Genomic DNA, 12,564 nt, shown 5'->3' with positions numbered 1-12,564 from the left:
TCACGATGCTGTTCGTCATCAAAAACCTGTTTAGATACATACGCCCCTATAAGCTCCTGAGTTCCCTTTTTTTCCTCACGCTTGCTCTCGATCTGCTTTTTTTATCCTTGGCACCTCTCAGTTTCCAGATGATCATTGATAAAGCGATTGTTCCCAAAGATATGCACGTTTTCACAGTCATCCTGTTAGTATTGGCGATTAGCGGGTTTATCTGTGTCAGCGCTGGAATAGTCAGTGATTATGTGCTGGCAAAACTAAATGCACGTGTGCAAAATGATTTGCGGCAAAAACTGTTTGCACATATGCAGCATTTGCCGGTCAGCTATTTCCACAAAACGCGTTCGGGCGAACTGGTCTCTCACTTTTCAGTGGATTTGCCTGTCATTGACAGATCGTTAGCGATTCTCTTCACGACCGGTATTCAGTCATTGGCGGTGGTGACGATTAGTACGATGGTGCTGTTTTACTTGGAATGGGTGATGGCGCTGTGTATTTTGGTGGGGGCAATCTTGATCTTCTCAGGCCCTTATTTGCTTGGCCGGCGTGCCCACGCAGTCAATGCCGCATACAAAGAACAACTCGCGGCTATGACGAATGATGTCCAGGAAAACACCAGAGCGCAAATGGTTATCAAGGGCTTCAATCTGCAAGCTGTCATGATCGATAAATTCAATGAAAGACTCAAAGTGTTGTTGGTCAGCAACTATCGCAAAAATTTGATGGCAGCAAAGCTGGAACGAATCCCTGCGCTATGCTTACTACTCATCAACTTTACGATTATCGGCTTCGGTTCCTATTTGGCACTCACCGGGCGAATCTCTGTCGGTTCGCTGGTCGCCTTTTTCACCATGTATACGTCGATGGGGAATGCAGTGTTTAATCTGACCTTTACGCTCCCGCTGATGACAGATGCACAAGTAAGTATGGAGCGAATCCAGAAGGTGCTGAACGAACCTAGTGAAAAAGTCGACCATTCTGCGGAACAATTGGATTTGCGTACGACTGAAGTGTCCGTCAAAAATGTTACGTTTGGCTATCAGGACAATCAGTTGTCCATCAAGCAGGTCAGCATGCAGATTCCGGCTCGGAAAAAAGTGGCAATTGTTGGCTCCAGCGGGTCTGGAAAAAGCACGATCGTTCAGCTGCTACTAGGCTTTTATCAACCTAGTTCTGGTCATATCGAGATAAACGGCACAAAACTAGATGAATGTAATCGGGGAGCCTTCCGCAAGCATGTAGGGGTCGTTTTTCAGGATCACTTTCTTTTTCACGGAACAATAGCCGAAAACATCCGGCTCGGCAAACTCGATGCGACCAGCGAGGAATTGAGGATAGCTGCACAGCAAGCGGAGATCCATGACTTTATCATGTCTCTACCTGACAAGTACGAAACACTAGTTTTGGATGGGGGAAGCAACCTCTCAGGGGGACAAAGGCAGCGACTTGCCATTGCTCGAGCGATTGTGCGCAATCCTTCTTTACTCATTCTGGATGAAGCCACTTCTGCTCTCGATCCCATTTCAGAGGCTTCTATTAACAAGACTTTTGCAAAGCTTTCCAGAGATCGGACTGTCATTACGGTTACACATCGTTTGTCGACTATAACGGACATGGATCAAATATTTGTGTTGGAGCAGGGGGAACTAGTCGAGCAAGGGACACATGTTCAACTGTTGCAAAAGCGGGGCTATTACAGACGGCTATGGGACAAGCAAAGTGTTTTGACTGCGACTGAAGGCAATGCGGATGTTTTAGGTGCCGACATGCCTGATATTTTACATCTCTTCCATACCGAGACGTTTACGGCTGGACAGACGATCATTCGGGAAGGAGAAGCAGCAGAGAAGTTTCACCTCCTCGCACGAGGAAAGGTAGACGTATCCCAAGCATCTGCTGAATCTGAGGAGCAGATTCACCTTGCGATCTTGGAGGACGGGGATCACTTTGGAGAAACAGACTTAGCAGGTGCTTTACAGACAACAACCGTGACAGCTCTCACCTCTTGTGTTGTCTTGACCTTACCTTTAAAGGTATACCAGTACATCACGTCCCGACAATCGACGAATGGCAAGAACGTCCAACACCCGATACGTTAACCAACAGAAAAAAGAGAGGCGGTGTGCAAAGAATGCATGTCCAATTTAGAAAATGTACCAGTGACCATGATTTTGCTCAATTTACGCTATTCTTTATGCGCAATCGATTGGAATTTAGTCGAATGTTTTCCCTCAGTGATACGCTTGCTCATATTTTGACGTTTCTCCCGGATTCTCATTTGATCCTGATAGAAGACGAGCGAGGTAAATTGGTCGGATGGGGCCATTATCAATACATGACAGCAGAAAGGCAACCAGACCCACAGGGCGAAATTTGCTATATCCATTCCGTCATCGTCGAAGAAAAATATCGAAGGAGCAGGGTATTTCTGAAAGGCTTTCGCTATCTTATCAGACAGGTTCAAACAGAAAACGCACAAGTGAAACAGGTGACCTTTTGCGCTGATGCTGAACATGCCTATCTGAACCGGCTCTATTCGAAATTTGCACAGGTTGCAGGGGAGCAGGAGGGCTACTACGGACAAGAAAACATCTACATGTCCGAAATCAATCAGCTCGCTTCCTATCTGGGAATGGACGCAATTGACGTTAAATAAGGAAAAATGCTATTCTTAAGAAGATATTGTCAGAAGGGAGGTCTATCAGATGATTCCAATGGTACCACGTTTGAAAGATGGAGTAAGAAAACCTTTTACTGCTTCGATTCAAAATCTTCTCATGAAAAATGAGCAGCTGCGTGTAGCTACTTCTTCTACGAAGTAATCGATCAGCTATCATCTTTTTCGAATCAACTGTTCCCATGAATGGAGAAGTGGTTGACAGGCTATCCTGCTCAACCACTTTTTTATTTCTGTTTGAATAGAATTAAAAAATAAAATATTTTCTATTGTCTGGATGATTTTTAATAGATAGTGTATTGTTGGAAATAGTAAGGAGGTATGAGAGCTTGACCTATGTAAAACAATTAATTGGGATGTTTTTCCTAGTGATCGTCGTTTGCGGTGGGCCGTTCATGCTATATACGCAAAAGGAAGAAATTGTGTTCGAACCGGGAAATATCGTAGTTCATACGGTGTATCTGATTCAGCAGATTGCAGAAGGCTCTCTCGGAACCTATTATTCTGGGCAAACGGAAAGGAGCATCGCTGAGGATATCCTGCCATTTGCCATTAGCTCTTTTGAACTACTATTCGCAAGTGTTAGTGTCGCAGTCCTAGCTAGTATTATTTTTGGATTGTTATTGCAGCGCTTTCGGATTGTGCGTCAATTTCAAAAGGTTCTGAATCTGCTTGCCACGATTCCTGATTTTATCCTGATTGTTGTTTCGATTGTGGGTGCGGTCGGATTCTACAAGATGACAAACATTCGAATTATCACCCTGTCACCTGTAAGTGACTCGGAGAGTACCTGGTTTCCGATTACGCTACTGTCAATTGGACCGACGATATTCCTTATGAAGGTAGTCAGCCTGAAGTATGCACAAATCGGCGGCGAAGACTACATTAAAACAGCACTTGCCAAGGGGATGGGGATCTGGCATGTTCTCATTCACCACGTCTATAAAAATATCAAACCGTTTCTCATTGCTGATTTAAAGAAGACAATTGCGATTTCGGTAGCCAACTTGTTTATTGTCGAGTACTTATTAAACGTCGTAGGATTGACCCGCTTTATTTTCAGCAAAGATGGCGGTTACGAATTCAATGCTGCCGTCATGGGACTGTTAGGTATTATTTTGCTATCCATTTTGGTCTATGTATTGATTCGTCTCATTCTGTATGTGATTGAACGCGCGGTTGTGTATAAATAACCCAGACTTCTTTTGGAATGAGTGAGGGTATGGTATGAGGAAACGGTTCAATTGGGCTTTATGGCTAGGCAGTATCTTGGTAGTCATTCTCATGGTTATCGGTGTAGCCGGACCCTATTTGGCCCCCTATGACGTCGATTACCAGGTGAAAGTGCGCAATGAGATGGTGAACGGGAAGCAAGTGATTATTTCACCTCCTTTGGCACCGTCAAGCGAGCATTTGTTGGGTACGGATAAATGGGGCTATGATTTGCTAACAAAACTGCTCCACGGGGCACCGTACACCATTTTTATTACGCTCATGATTGCGTTATTGCGATTATTGATGGGGGCATGGATCGGACTGTATATTGGAATATTGGACAAGCAGCAGCGCTGGTGGATTGCGATTGAGAACGCCTGGGGATACATGCCTATATTTATTCCTGTCTATTTTTTATTGAAAGGAATCAATATCAATCCCGAATTGCCAACGTTTACGCTCGTATTGTTTTTCATAGTGGTTGTGGCTGTGCTAGGGACGCCTTCGGTAGCTGCGTCCATCCGTCAAAAAACGGAGCAAATCAAGGAATCGCAGTACGTTTTAGCTGCGACTTCGCTGGGGGCCGGGCGGGATCAGATCATCTTTCGACACATCTTACCGCATTTGAAGGAGCATCTGGTCATTGTCCTGGTAACAGAGATGATCGCCACCATGACGTTGATGGGGCTTCTCGGGATATTTGGTCTTTTTGTAGGCGGCACGATTATGTACTATGACCCAGTTGAGTATCACTCGACCACACATGAATGGGCAGGACTGCTCGGGACTTACCGAAACTTTGTCTACACGAATTACACGTGGATTTTCCTGATCCCACTTGCTGCTTATATGGTTGCAATTGGTTCCTTTAGTCTACTGGCCAAAGGATTGCGTGATAAATTCGAACAGACGTATAGTCGTACCCCATTTATTTAAGCAGCTGGTCAATTTTCAGCATGAGGGATAAGTGAGGTTTTTGGATGAAAAGACGATTCCATTTTTCTTTATGGCTAGGCAGTATTTTCGTGCTCGCTCTGATGGTGATCGCTGTGGTGGGTCCTTACTTGGCTCCCTATGATCTGGAATATCAGGCGAAGATGCGTCAGGAGATTGTGAACGGGAAACAAGTCATGGTCTCTCCGCCTTTACCACCGTCAGAGGAACATCTGCTCGGCACGGACAAATGGGGGTATGATTTACTGACCCTCTTGCTCCATGGAGCGCCATACACTGTTTTTATTACTCTTGCGATCGCATTCATTCGCGTGTTACTGGGTACATGGATTGGACTCTATATCGGTATTCAAGATAAAGAGCAGCGTTGGTGGATAGCGATTGAAAACGCGTGGAGCTATATGCCTGTGTTTATCCCCGTGTATTTTCTTTTGAAAGGGATCAATGTGAACTCCGAGCTGCCGACGTTCACGCTCGTTCTGCTTTTCATAGGGCTTGTCTCTGTCCTTGGAACTCCTTCTGTAGCCTCTTCTGTGCGTCAAAAGGCCGAACAAATTAAGGAATCCCAATACGTCTTGGCTGCCATTTCACTGGGAGCTGGACGGAATCAAATCGTCTTTCGCCACATCTTGCCACATTTGAAGGAACAGCTCATTATTATCTTGGTGACAGAAATGATCGCTGTCATGACCTTGATGGGGCTTCTCGGCATATTTGACCTGTTTGTTGGTGGAACCAAAATGACCTTTGACCCGATTTTGTATCATTCTATTACACACGAATGGGCCGGGTTGCTCGGGTCTTATCGAGGCTTTATTTACAGTAACTATACGTGGATTTTTCTCGTACCGCTGGGGGCATTCATGATCGCCATTGGATCGTTTAGCTTGTTGGCAAAAGGGTTGCGTGATAACTTCGAACAAACGTATAGTCGTACTCCTTTTATTTAAGGTGTGGTGCCCTTGGTTTTTACGAATCAAGGGCACTTTTGGTTGATCCGGTTAAAAATAGTGGAATGGAAGCCGAATTGTAGGGAGCAGTATATGTGTCGGCTGAATAGACTGGAGTGTCGGGGGCGGTGTTGGCCTTGGGTTCCGATGGCAATCTCATCAGGTTGAGGCGAACTCGTCGCGATCTGAACGGGGGACAACTGGCGACCATCGTCGTCTCGAACGGAAAAATTCACGGCGGATGTCGAAGAGGTTTCTCAGCGGTGTTCGGAACCCATTGCCCATTTTCTGAATAGGATGTAAGGCAAAAGCCTAAAATCCTTGAAATTCCGGCACCATCACCCACCCCCCATCATAGGATAAGGTGACTCTGTAATCCCTCAACCTTGTTCCTGTAGAGCCCACAAGGAGGGGTGGCACGATTGAAGGGTAGCGACCAAACCAAGCCGTTGTTAACGAATCGCGAAAGAGAAGTGTTTGAACTCTTGGTCCAAGATAAGACAACCAAAGAGATTGCCGGACAACTCTTCATCAGCGAAAAGACTGTGCGCAATCACATTAGTAATGTCATGCAAAAATTAGGTGTCAAAGGTCGATCTCAGGCAGTAGTCGAACTCGTTCGACTTGGTGAACTAGAGATTTGAACCCAGTCCACCCAGCCTCCCTTTTCTTCCCTTGGTCGGAAGGGAGGGTTTTTTTATATTCAACGATTTATCACTAGCTTCATTTGATAAATCGCCCTCCCAGAAACTTATCTTGCAGATGATATATGTACCAGGCGGTTCTTCATCTAGTATTCCGAACATGTTGTTACAAACCCGCGAGCTGATGCCGATTGCATTTCGACGTCAGCTCGCGGACTAGATGCATTGCTATGTGCTCTTTGTTTTAGCCAATTTTCCTGATCACTTTCGAATTTCCACCTGAACTGATAATGATCCATCCTCCAGGAACAGGCGAGGCTTGCAGTACCTCAATCTGAGTTCCGTTAGGAGCACTGGAAACCATCATTGAGTAGAGGTCAATTGTTGCAGCAGTTCTTGCAAAAAAAGAAGTGACTATCATCCTTTTCCTAAAATACCAATATATAACACACCATCACAAAATCGATCCTCGCAGCTTCAGGAGAAATTGTCGAATAGCGGTTAAGGTTGACGATATTTCAAATAATTAAAGGAGGTGCACATGGAGGCAGTTGTGCGATTTGGCCAGATCAGAGCATTAAAAGAATAGAAAAGCACCCAATTTCTCCGAGACATGTATGGAAGGCTCCAATGCTCTGCTTCCATTCGCGGTAATTAGATTCTCGTCACGGACAGTTTGAGCCTACTTAATGTTGATCTCCTCTGTATTTTGGGGCTCCTTGCTTCTCTGCATTCGGTTATTGTATTGGAAAAAACGGACTGGACTCTTCCAGGATGGTAAGGAATGGAACCAGTTTCCCGGAGCAATTTAACGTAAGAGTAAAAGGGTGAAATAAACAATAAAATAAAAAGAGGCCTCCAGTAGGAAGCCTCAATCAATTAGCGGGATGGTTTATGGAGTGGTGACTTTAACTGATCCGCTGACTTTGCCAACGCCACTGTTGTTTACTCTAATATAGTATTCACCAGGCGGTAATACTTGGGTGCTGGTAAAGCTGAATGCACCTGTTCCTTCAAATCGTTCACTACCATAGGATGTAGCAGTACCGTCATAATGTGGTTTCATTATTTTATAAGAGACCACAGGAGTACCAGTAGCAGCACCATTACCTCGCTGAGTCACATTTAGAGTAATTTTAGTAGGTGTAGTAATGTAAATCCCTTGAAGATCTGCAAAGCTCCTGTTACTTAGTTCTGCAAAGGTACTATCAAGTAATAACGTAGCTGGAGCTACTGTATTCGATGACTGTTGGGAATTGGCGGCTAGTGTATCTGAGGGCAGAAAAAAGGATACAGAAAGTACTGTCACCAAAGCAGCTTTACCAAACCATTTCAATTCTATCATCTCCTGTCCGCATATTCTAATAAACATTACCAATATTTACAATTTATTACAATGTTTTTCGTTACGAAATAACTTTGCTTTAAATTGGTACGATGAACCCTAAGGAGGCTTCCATTCAACTTTCCAGAACACCAACGATTCATTAGGGGGGATGGAATGTGTTTTAATTGCCGCCGTTGGCATTTAGAGCATACAGGGTGTGGTGAGTGAAAGGGGAATAATATCTAAGGGTGGTAATCGGTTGTGGTTTGTATCAGTGGCAAGCGGTTTTTGAGAAGTGTTTGAACTCTTGGTCCAAGACAAGACAACCAAAGAGATTGCCGGACAACTCTTCATCAGCGAAAAAACTGTGCGCAATCACATTAGGAATGTCATGCAAAAATTAGGTGTCAAAGGTCGATCTCAGGCAGTAGTCGAACTCGTTCTGCTTGGTGAACTAGAGATTTGAACCCAGTCCACCCAGCTCCCTTTTCTTCCCTTGGTCGGAAGGGAGAGTTTTTTTGCTCAACCATTTCATCACAATGTGTAGGGAGGAAAGTGAAAGCCGTCAATCATGAAAATAGCAATTTGTAGAGGTACCAACATACCCCAATTCCAAGGAGAATCCAAATGAAAATGAAAAGTACGCCAATAATCCAATTTTTCGGTTTACCTTTAGTGAGAAGCTGTTGAGCTTTTTCTCGACAATCACTAATCACAGGTTCAGGTATAAGCTTTAATGCGAGCCATATCCCTAGTGGAACTAAAATGATGTCATCCAAGTACCCCAAAATTGGGATGAAGTCAGGGATTAAATCTATCGGACTAAAGGCATATGCTACAACGAGAATTGCAAATAGTTTTGCATACCAAGAAACTCTGGAGTCCTTATATGCAAAATATAATACATATGCTTCTAATTTTAAGCTTTTGGCTTTTCTTTTTATGGTTTGAAAGAAGGTTGCTTCGGCCAACGATATCACCTCAAGAGTAATGTAACAAACGATATGGTTTCATTCAATTCAACTCCATAAAAAAAGCCTGCAGCAAGATAGGTATCATCTTGTGCAGGTTAACAGTCGCTTAGGTGAAATTGTTAGAAAGGTCTTCTAATTACCTTAATTCTCCGTGCTCCATTGCGGATAAGCCTTTGCGCTCGTTGACGGCTGATTCTTACAAGTACTGAAATATCGGTGGAGTTTTCCACGTCAAAAACTGAGAAAAACCGACCATTAGCGAACAGTACACCTTTAAATTCAACTTTCAATCCTGGACAAGCTCGCGGTCGTGTGTTCTGAATTATAGTACGCATTACACCTGCTTTGATGAGCGCCCTCGCTTGTTGGGGCGTCGTACGAACTGCAAAAACAGGGTCAATTTCAACTCCAGGCGCCGTTGCTTCTACTTCAACAATTAGGAAAAATCGGTCTCCAATCTGTGCAATGCTATTTGCCCCGATTGTAATCGGCTTTGTTGCCATGAGAGATATCACCTCCTTGTACCAAAATATGCAGGTGGTCACGAAGGGGACAAGGGCATCACTACAATTTTTCAAATTTGGTATTTGAACTAGACTCAAAAGCGGATGGGAAATAAAGGGCTAATAGTAAAATACGATGTGCGTAAAGTTGACACTAGCGAGTTGGCAAACACCTGCTTTGTTCTCCGGCCAGAAATAGATGGCGCTGCGGTAGATATCTGGAAGTTACGACCAATGAAATCATGGGTACATGATGCGTTTTTGGGGAATTCACCAATGGGATAACAGCTAAGTGAAGAACGTGACACGACGCATGATTTTATGGCGGGTGTTGAATGGTTTTACTCGATCCTAAAAGGATCGAGTAATCAAAAAGTCCCTGGCGGTCGGGGATGAGTGCTAACGGGTGGTATCGGTGGGGGATCAGGATGGAGTGGAGGGAGTGGTACAGGAGTTGGTGGGTGTGGATCCAGACTGTGTGGTGGCCAAGGGGCAGGTGGATGAGGGAATGCCCCCGGTGGCGGGAATTGTGGATCGGGTAAGTTACAATCTGGTGGACAATCAGATTTAGGTTTGGGATCGTCATTTGTTGGAGTCAAACTGAACTACCTCCTTTCATTGTTTTTAGTATCTAGAAATTGAAAGGGGATTATACGAATTTATCAGATGATCCTTTGGATCGATAGGAACGCTGGTTCGTATTATTTAAAATCGGGATCATGCTTTTCCAATACTCCTTTGGCTTTCAAAAGAACGAAGTACATGTATGTGATTATGGCGGGGATCAAATAGGATAAAAAGGTTCCTCCAATATTCCAACCATTAAAATATTGTACTTTGTCAAAATAATAGGCGATGGATTCTAAAATAGTTTGGGCAACAGAAAAAAATAGGATCCAGAAATATGGATGGATTCTGGTTCGGAGAATGAGATAGTAAGTAAAGCAGGCAATCACAGGGAATATGCCGAGGTTCATTGGCAGCACAGAAGCGGTCTTGACCTCTAAAACAGGTGTCAATATCCAGTAATGGTTATAAATCCCCCAGACATTCACGATGTACGACAAGACTGATGCAAATGGACCAATCGTGAGAACAATTTTAGGTGATTGTAAATACAACCAAATTCCAAAAATCCAAGGAAATACGAAGCCAAGCAAAATGTTTATTAGCATTGCTTTATTTTCTCCCAAAACTTTTTAATGAACATTATTGCCGTAGGATACAAGACTTATGACAATGCTCAATTCGAATAATAAAGGATCGAAAAAAAGAGAATATGTATAAGCCCCGTTGGGATGGGGCCTTGAACCTAGCAATTGGATGGGAAAGAAAAGAGGTTTATAACGAAATTTAATGGAATGGTGATGATGGTGAACGTCTCATTGCTACCAGTGAAGACCCGAAGGCGAAAACCATTTGGTCCGACACTGAGCAAACAGCCCGTAAATGTATCGAATGACTACCACGTCAGTTTCTCGGCAAATTAATCATCTTGCTTATCTATGTACGTTGATGCGCAAATCAATAAATTTAGGCCGAGCACGTCCTGATAAAAGCATGTAGCTGCGGCGATATCCTGGGTGTCTATATTGGCGACGATTCGTTTGACCTTCATTTCGTACCCTCCAAATTATTCGCGTTTTTATTAATGCTTTGATTATTTTACATGGAATACAAGAGATTAACAAAAAGGTCAATCGATGAGATCATGACAAAATTGCCGTTGAGATACGTAAAAACGTCAACACACCTCTTAACCCATGTAAGAGGTGTGTCTATTTTCACACTTTGCTAAAATGTAAATTTATTTGTCTAGTAGGGAACCGTCGGGAAATGCATTCTTTAGAGAGTCCGCAAGTACAATAATTTTACTCCAATCAAAATTGTATTTGTTAAAAACAGATGCGCTTGTGATGCCGCGCTTAACAACTCTTCCATTTTCCTCATCTAAAAGATAGACAGTTGCACTGTTTTGGAACTTTATCAGTTGAGCATTTTCACCAATGACTTGCCCATCGGGAATACTGCTAAGAGACGAATATTCCCTAATACCATCCCAACTATTAAACAATTTAAAGTAAACTTCGGCACTAACAATGCCTCTTTTTTTACCATCCATGACCAAGTATACAGTTGCACTGTTAGTTTCTTTCACCCGAAACCCATTCAATAGATGTGGATCTATTGCTTTTGCTTGAATTGACTGATTTGACTTTGAAGATGGAGAGGTGGCAGTCGTCTTATTTGATTCAGCATACGATGGTGTAGCCAACATACTAGCTAAAAGTAATGTAGCAGATAGGCAAGACAAAGCTCGCTTCATAAAAACAACTCCTTAATTGTAATTTTTTTCCAATTCAATATGAATTTCTTTGCTATCAATTGTTTTCCTCTGGATGTATGGAGGGATTTGTTACAAAAGTGTGAATACTTAAATGCACCGGCCCACAAGAAAAGGAGCAACGCTAAGAAAACTTTAGATATTAGCAACAATGTAAATCATCTCCTATATGTGGATAGTGATCCCGGATAGGAATGCTAGTCTTAACATAATCGTTATTGTGTGGAAATTAAAAAAGCCACCAATCCTTACGGAAGGTGACTGGAATCCTCATTGGGTATTTTGTGGTAAATAATCAGTAGGATTTACTAGAGTTCCTTGTTTCATAACAGAAAAATGCAACATATCTCCTGTTTCGGACGAGCCTACTTCTGCTATTTTTTGACCTTTCTTTACGGTATCTCCGGGCTTCACAAGAAATGAACCAAAGAGAATGTGACCATAGAGAGTACTGAATTCGGAATTGTGCTTGATTATGATAGTTTCTCCATAGCCTTGATTACTGCCAGCGAAAAGAACGATACCATCATTTGCTGCAAAGATAGCTGTACCTTTAGCGGTTGCATAGTCCAGTCCGTTATGACCTTTTGATTCCTTGGTGTCGGGATTAATTTGCAAGCTAAAATCAGAGGAAATTACATAAGTACCATGAATGGGGCCTTCTAACAAAAAGCGTGTCTCGTTCATTTTACTGGGCTGACTCGAATTACTTGCCTCCGCCGCGAAAGCTGTTGGTTTTAAAGTAACTGCTAAAGTTAATAAACTCAAAATGGCAATGTTTCTGATTTTCATATTTCCTCCTATTTCCTTTAAAGTTAGTTTCGTTATGAAATACGAGAAATATGGAAAAATGTAACTGTAAACGGAACTTTATTTTTTGATGGTTAGGGAGGAGACGCAGAATTACCGTGAATGAAAATAATCTTGGATATATGAACCCAGTCTAATCAGCCCCCCTTTTCTTCCTTTGGTCGGAAGG

At 43.0% G+C, this 12,564-nt stretch carries 14 protein-coding genes and 1 pseudogene; 8 read left to right on the top strand and 7 right to left on the bottom strand.

Annotated elements, in window-relative coordinates:
- The first annotated feature begins 5 nt into the window (after nt 1-5).
- The 6 genes from M3630_RS06505 (at nt 6) to M3630_RS06480 (ending at nt 6,437) form a co-directional block, all read left to right on the top strand.
- A complete protein-coding gene (locus M3630_RS06505; protein ID WP_251251604.1) occupies nt 6-2,096 on the top strand; it encodes an ABC transporter transmembrane domain-containing protein in 2,091 nt (696 codons plus the stop codon).
- A 32-nt stretch (nt 2,097-2,128) separates the two neighbouring features.
- Complete coding sequence (locus M3630_RS06500; protein ID WP_251251603.1) at nt 2,129-2,653, top strand: GNAT family N-acetyltransferase; 525 nt, start codon at nt 2,129-2,131, stop codon at nt 2,651-2,653.
- Between the two features lie 350 nt (nt 2,654-3,003).
- The gene (locus M3630_RS06495) at nt 3,004-3,867 is read left to right on the top strand and encodes an ABC transporter permease subunit (RefSeq protein ID WP_251251602.1); all 864 of its coding nucleotides are present in this window, start codon (nt 3,004-3,006) and stop codon (nt 3,865-3,867) included.
- Between the two features lie 34 nt (nt 3,868-3,901).
- Nucleotides 3,902-4,825 (top strand): ABC transporter permease, encoded by a 924-nt coding sequence (locus M3630_RS06490; protein WP_173608600.1) that lies wholly within the window; start codon nt 3,902-3,904, stop codon nt 4,823-4,825.
- A 44-nt stretch (nt 4,826-4,869) separates the two neighbouring features.
- Nucleotides 4,870-5,793, top strand: a complete 924-nt coding sequence (locus M3630_RS06485) for an ABC transporter permease (RefSeq protein ID WP_251251601.1) — start codon at nt 4,870-4,872, stop codon at nt 5,791-5,793.
- A 422-nt stretch (nt 5,794-6,215) separates the two neighbouring features.
- Entirely contained in the window at nt 6,216-6,437 is a 222-nt protein-coding gene (locus tag M3630_RS06480) for a helix-turn-helix domain-containing protein (RefSeq protein WP_003387736.1), read from the top strand.
- Between the two features lie 892 nt (nt 6,438-7,329).
- Here the strand turns inward: M3630_RS06480 and M3630_RS06475 are convergent.
- Complete coding sequence (locus M3630_RS06475) at nt 7,330-7,773, bottom strand: hypothetical protein (protein WP_251251600.1); 444 nt, start codon at nt 7,771-7,773, stop codon at nt 7,330-7,332.
- Nucleotides 7,774-8,059: 286 nt separating this feature from the next.
- Here M3630_RS06475 and M3630_RS06470 point away from each other — a divergent pair, with 286 nt between their 5' ends.
- Nucleotides 8,060-8,230, top strand: coding sequence for a helix-turn-helix domain-containing protein (locus M3630_RS06470; protein ID WP_251251599.1), 171 nt, complete (start codon nt 8,060-8,062; stop codon nt 8,228-8,230).
- A gap of 103 nt (nt 8,231-8,333) precedes the next feature.
- On the opposite strand, the gene M3630_RS06465 is transcribed toward M3630_RS06470, so the two are convergent.
- Entirely contained in the window at nt 8,334-8,735 is a 402-nt protein-coding gene (locus M3630_RS06465; protein ID WP_251251598.1) for a YkvA family protein, read from the bottom strand.
- 122 nt (nt 8,736-8,857) lie between these two features.
- Nucleotides 8,858-9,241 carry a hypothetical protein gene (locus tag M3630_RS06460; protein ID WP_251251597.1) on the bottom strand — a complete coding sequence of 128 codons (384 nt, stop codon included), beginning with the start codon at nt 9,239-9,241 and terminating at the stop codon, nt 8,858-8,860.
- Nucleotides 9,242-9,656: 415 nt separating this feature from the next.
- On the opposite strand from M3630_RS06460, the gene M3630_RS06455 reads away from it, so the two are divergent.
- A complete protein-coding gene (locus M3630_RS06455) occupies nt 9,657-9,812 on the top strand; it encodes a hypothetical protein (protein ID WP_229087990.1) in 156 nt (51 codons plus the stop codon).
- Nucleotides 9,813-9,942: 130 nt separating this feature from the next.
- Here M3630_RS06455 and M3630_RS06450 read toward each other — a convergent pair whose 3' ends face one another.
- The 4 genes and pseudogenes from M3630_RS06450 to M3630_RS06435 form a co-directional block, all read right to left on the bottom strand.
- Nucleotides 9,943-10,416, bottom strand: a complete 474-nt coding sequence (locus tag M3630_RS06450; RefSeq protein ID WP_251251596.1) for a hypothetical protein — start codon at nt 10,414-10,416, stop codon at nt 9,943-9,945.
- A gap of 347 nt (nt 10,417-10,763) precedes the next feature.
- Nucleotides 10,764-10,859: pseudogene (locus M3630_RS06445) on the bottom strand (VOC family protein); the annotation flags it as partial.
- Between the two features lie 189 nt (nt 10,860-11,048).
- Nucleotides 11,049-11,567, bottom strand: coding sequence for a hypothetical protein (locus M3630_RS06440; RefSeq protein WP_173608593.1), 519 nt, complete (start codon nt 11,565-11,567; stop codon nt 11,049-11,051).
- A 288-nt stretch (nt 11,568-11,855) separates the two neighbouring features.
- The gene (locus tag M3630_RS06435; protein ID WP_251251595.1) at nt 11,856-12,377 is read right to left on the bottom strand and encodes a M23 family metallopeptidase; all 522 of its coding nucleotides are present in this window, start codon (nt 12,375-12,377) and stop codon (nt 11,856-11,858) included.
- Nucleotides 12,378-12,564: the final 187 nt, after the last annotated feature.

This window comes from Brevibacillus sp. MER 51 (genome assembly GCF_023714195.1).
GTDB lineage: Bacteria > Bacillota > Bacilli > Brevibacillales > Brevibacillaceae > Brevibacillus.
Note: the sequence above shows the minus strand (reverse complement) of the source record. Positions and strands in the feature narration are given on the sequence as shown.

Excerpts from the sequence above, each read along its gene's own strand:
- M3630_RS06505 (WP_251251604.1), top strand. The coding sequence starts at position 6 with ATGCTGTTCGTCATCAAAAACCTGTTTAGATACATACGCCCCTATAAG.
- M3630_RS06500 (WP_251251603.1), top strand. The coding sequence starts at position 2,129 with ATGCATGTCCAATTTAGAAAATGTACCAGTGACCATGATTTTGCTCAA.
- M3630_RS06490 (WP_173608600.1), top strand. The coding sequence starts at position 3,902 with ATGAGGAAACGGTTCAATTGGGCTTTATGGCTAGGCAGTATCTTGGTA.
- M3630_RS06485 (WP_251251601.1), top strand. The coding sequence starts at position 4,870 with ATGAAAAGACGATTCCATTTTTCTTTATGGCTAGGCAGTATTTTCGTG.
- M3630_RS06460 (WP_251251597.1), bottom strand. The coding sequence starts at position 9,241 with ATGGCAACAAAGCCGATTACAATCGGGGCAAATAGCATTGCACAGATT.
- M3630_RS06450 (WP_251251596.1), bottom strand. The coding sequence starts at position 10,416 with ATGCTAATAAACATTTTGCTTGGCTTCGTATTTCCTTGGATTTTTGGA.
- M3630_RS06440 (WP_173608593.1), bottom strand. The coding sequence starts at position 11,567 with ATGAAGCGAGCTTTGTCTTGCCTATCTGCTACATTACTTTTAGCTAGT.
- M3630_RS06435 (WP_251251595.1), bottom strand. The coding sequence starts at position 12,377 with ATGAAAATCAGAAACATTGCCATTTTGAGTTTATTAACTTTAGCAGTT.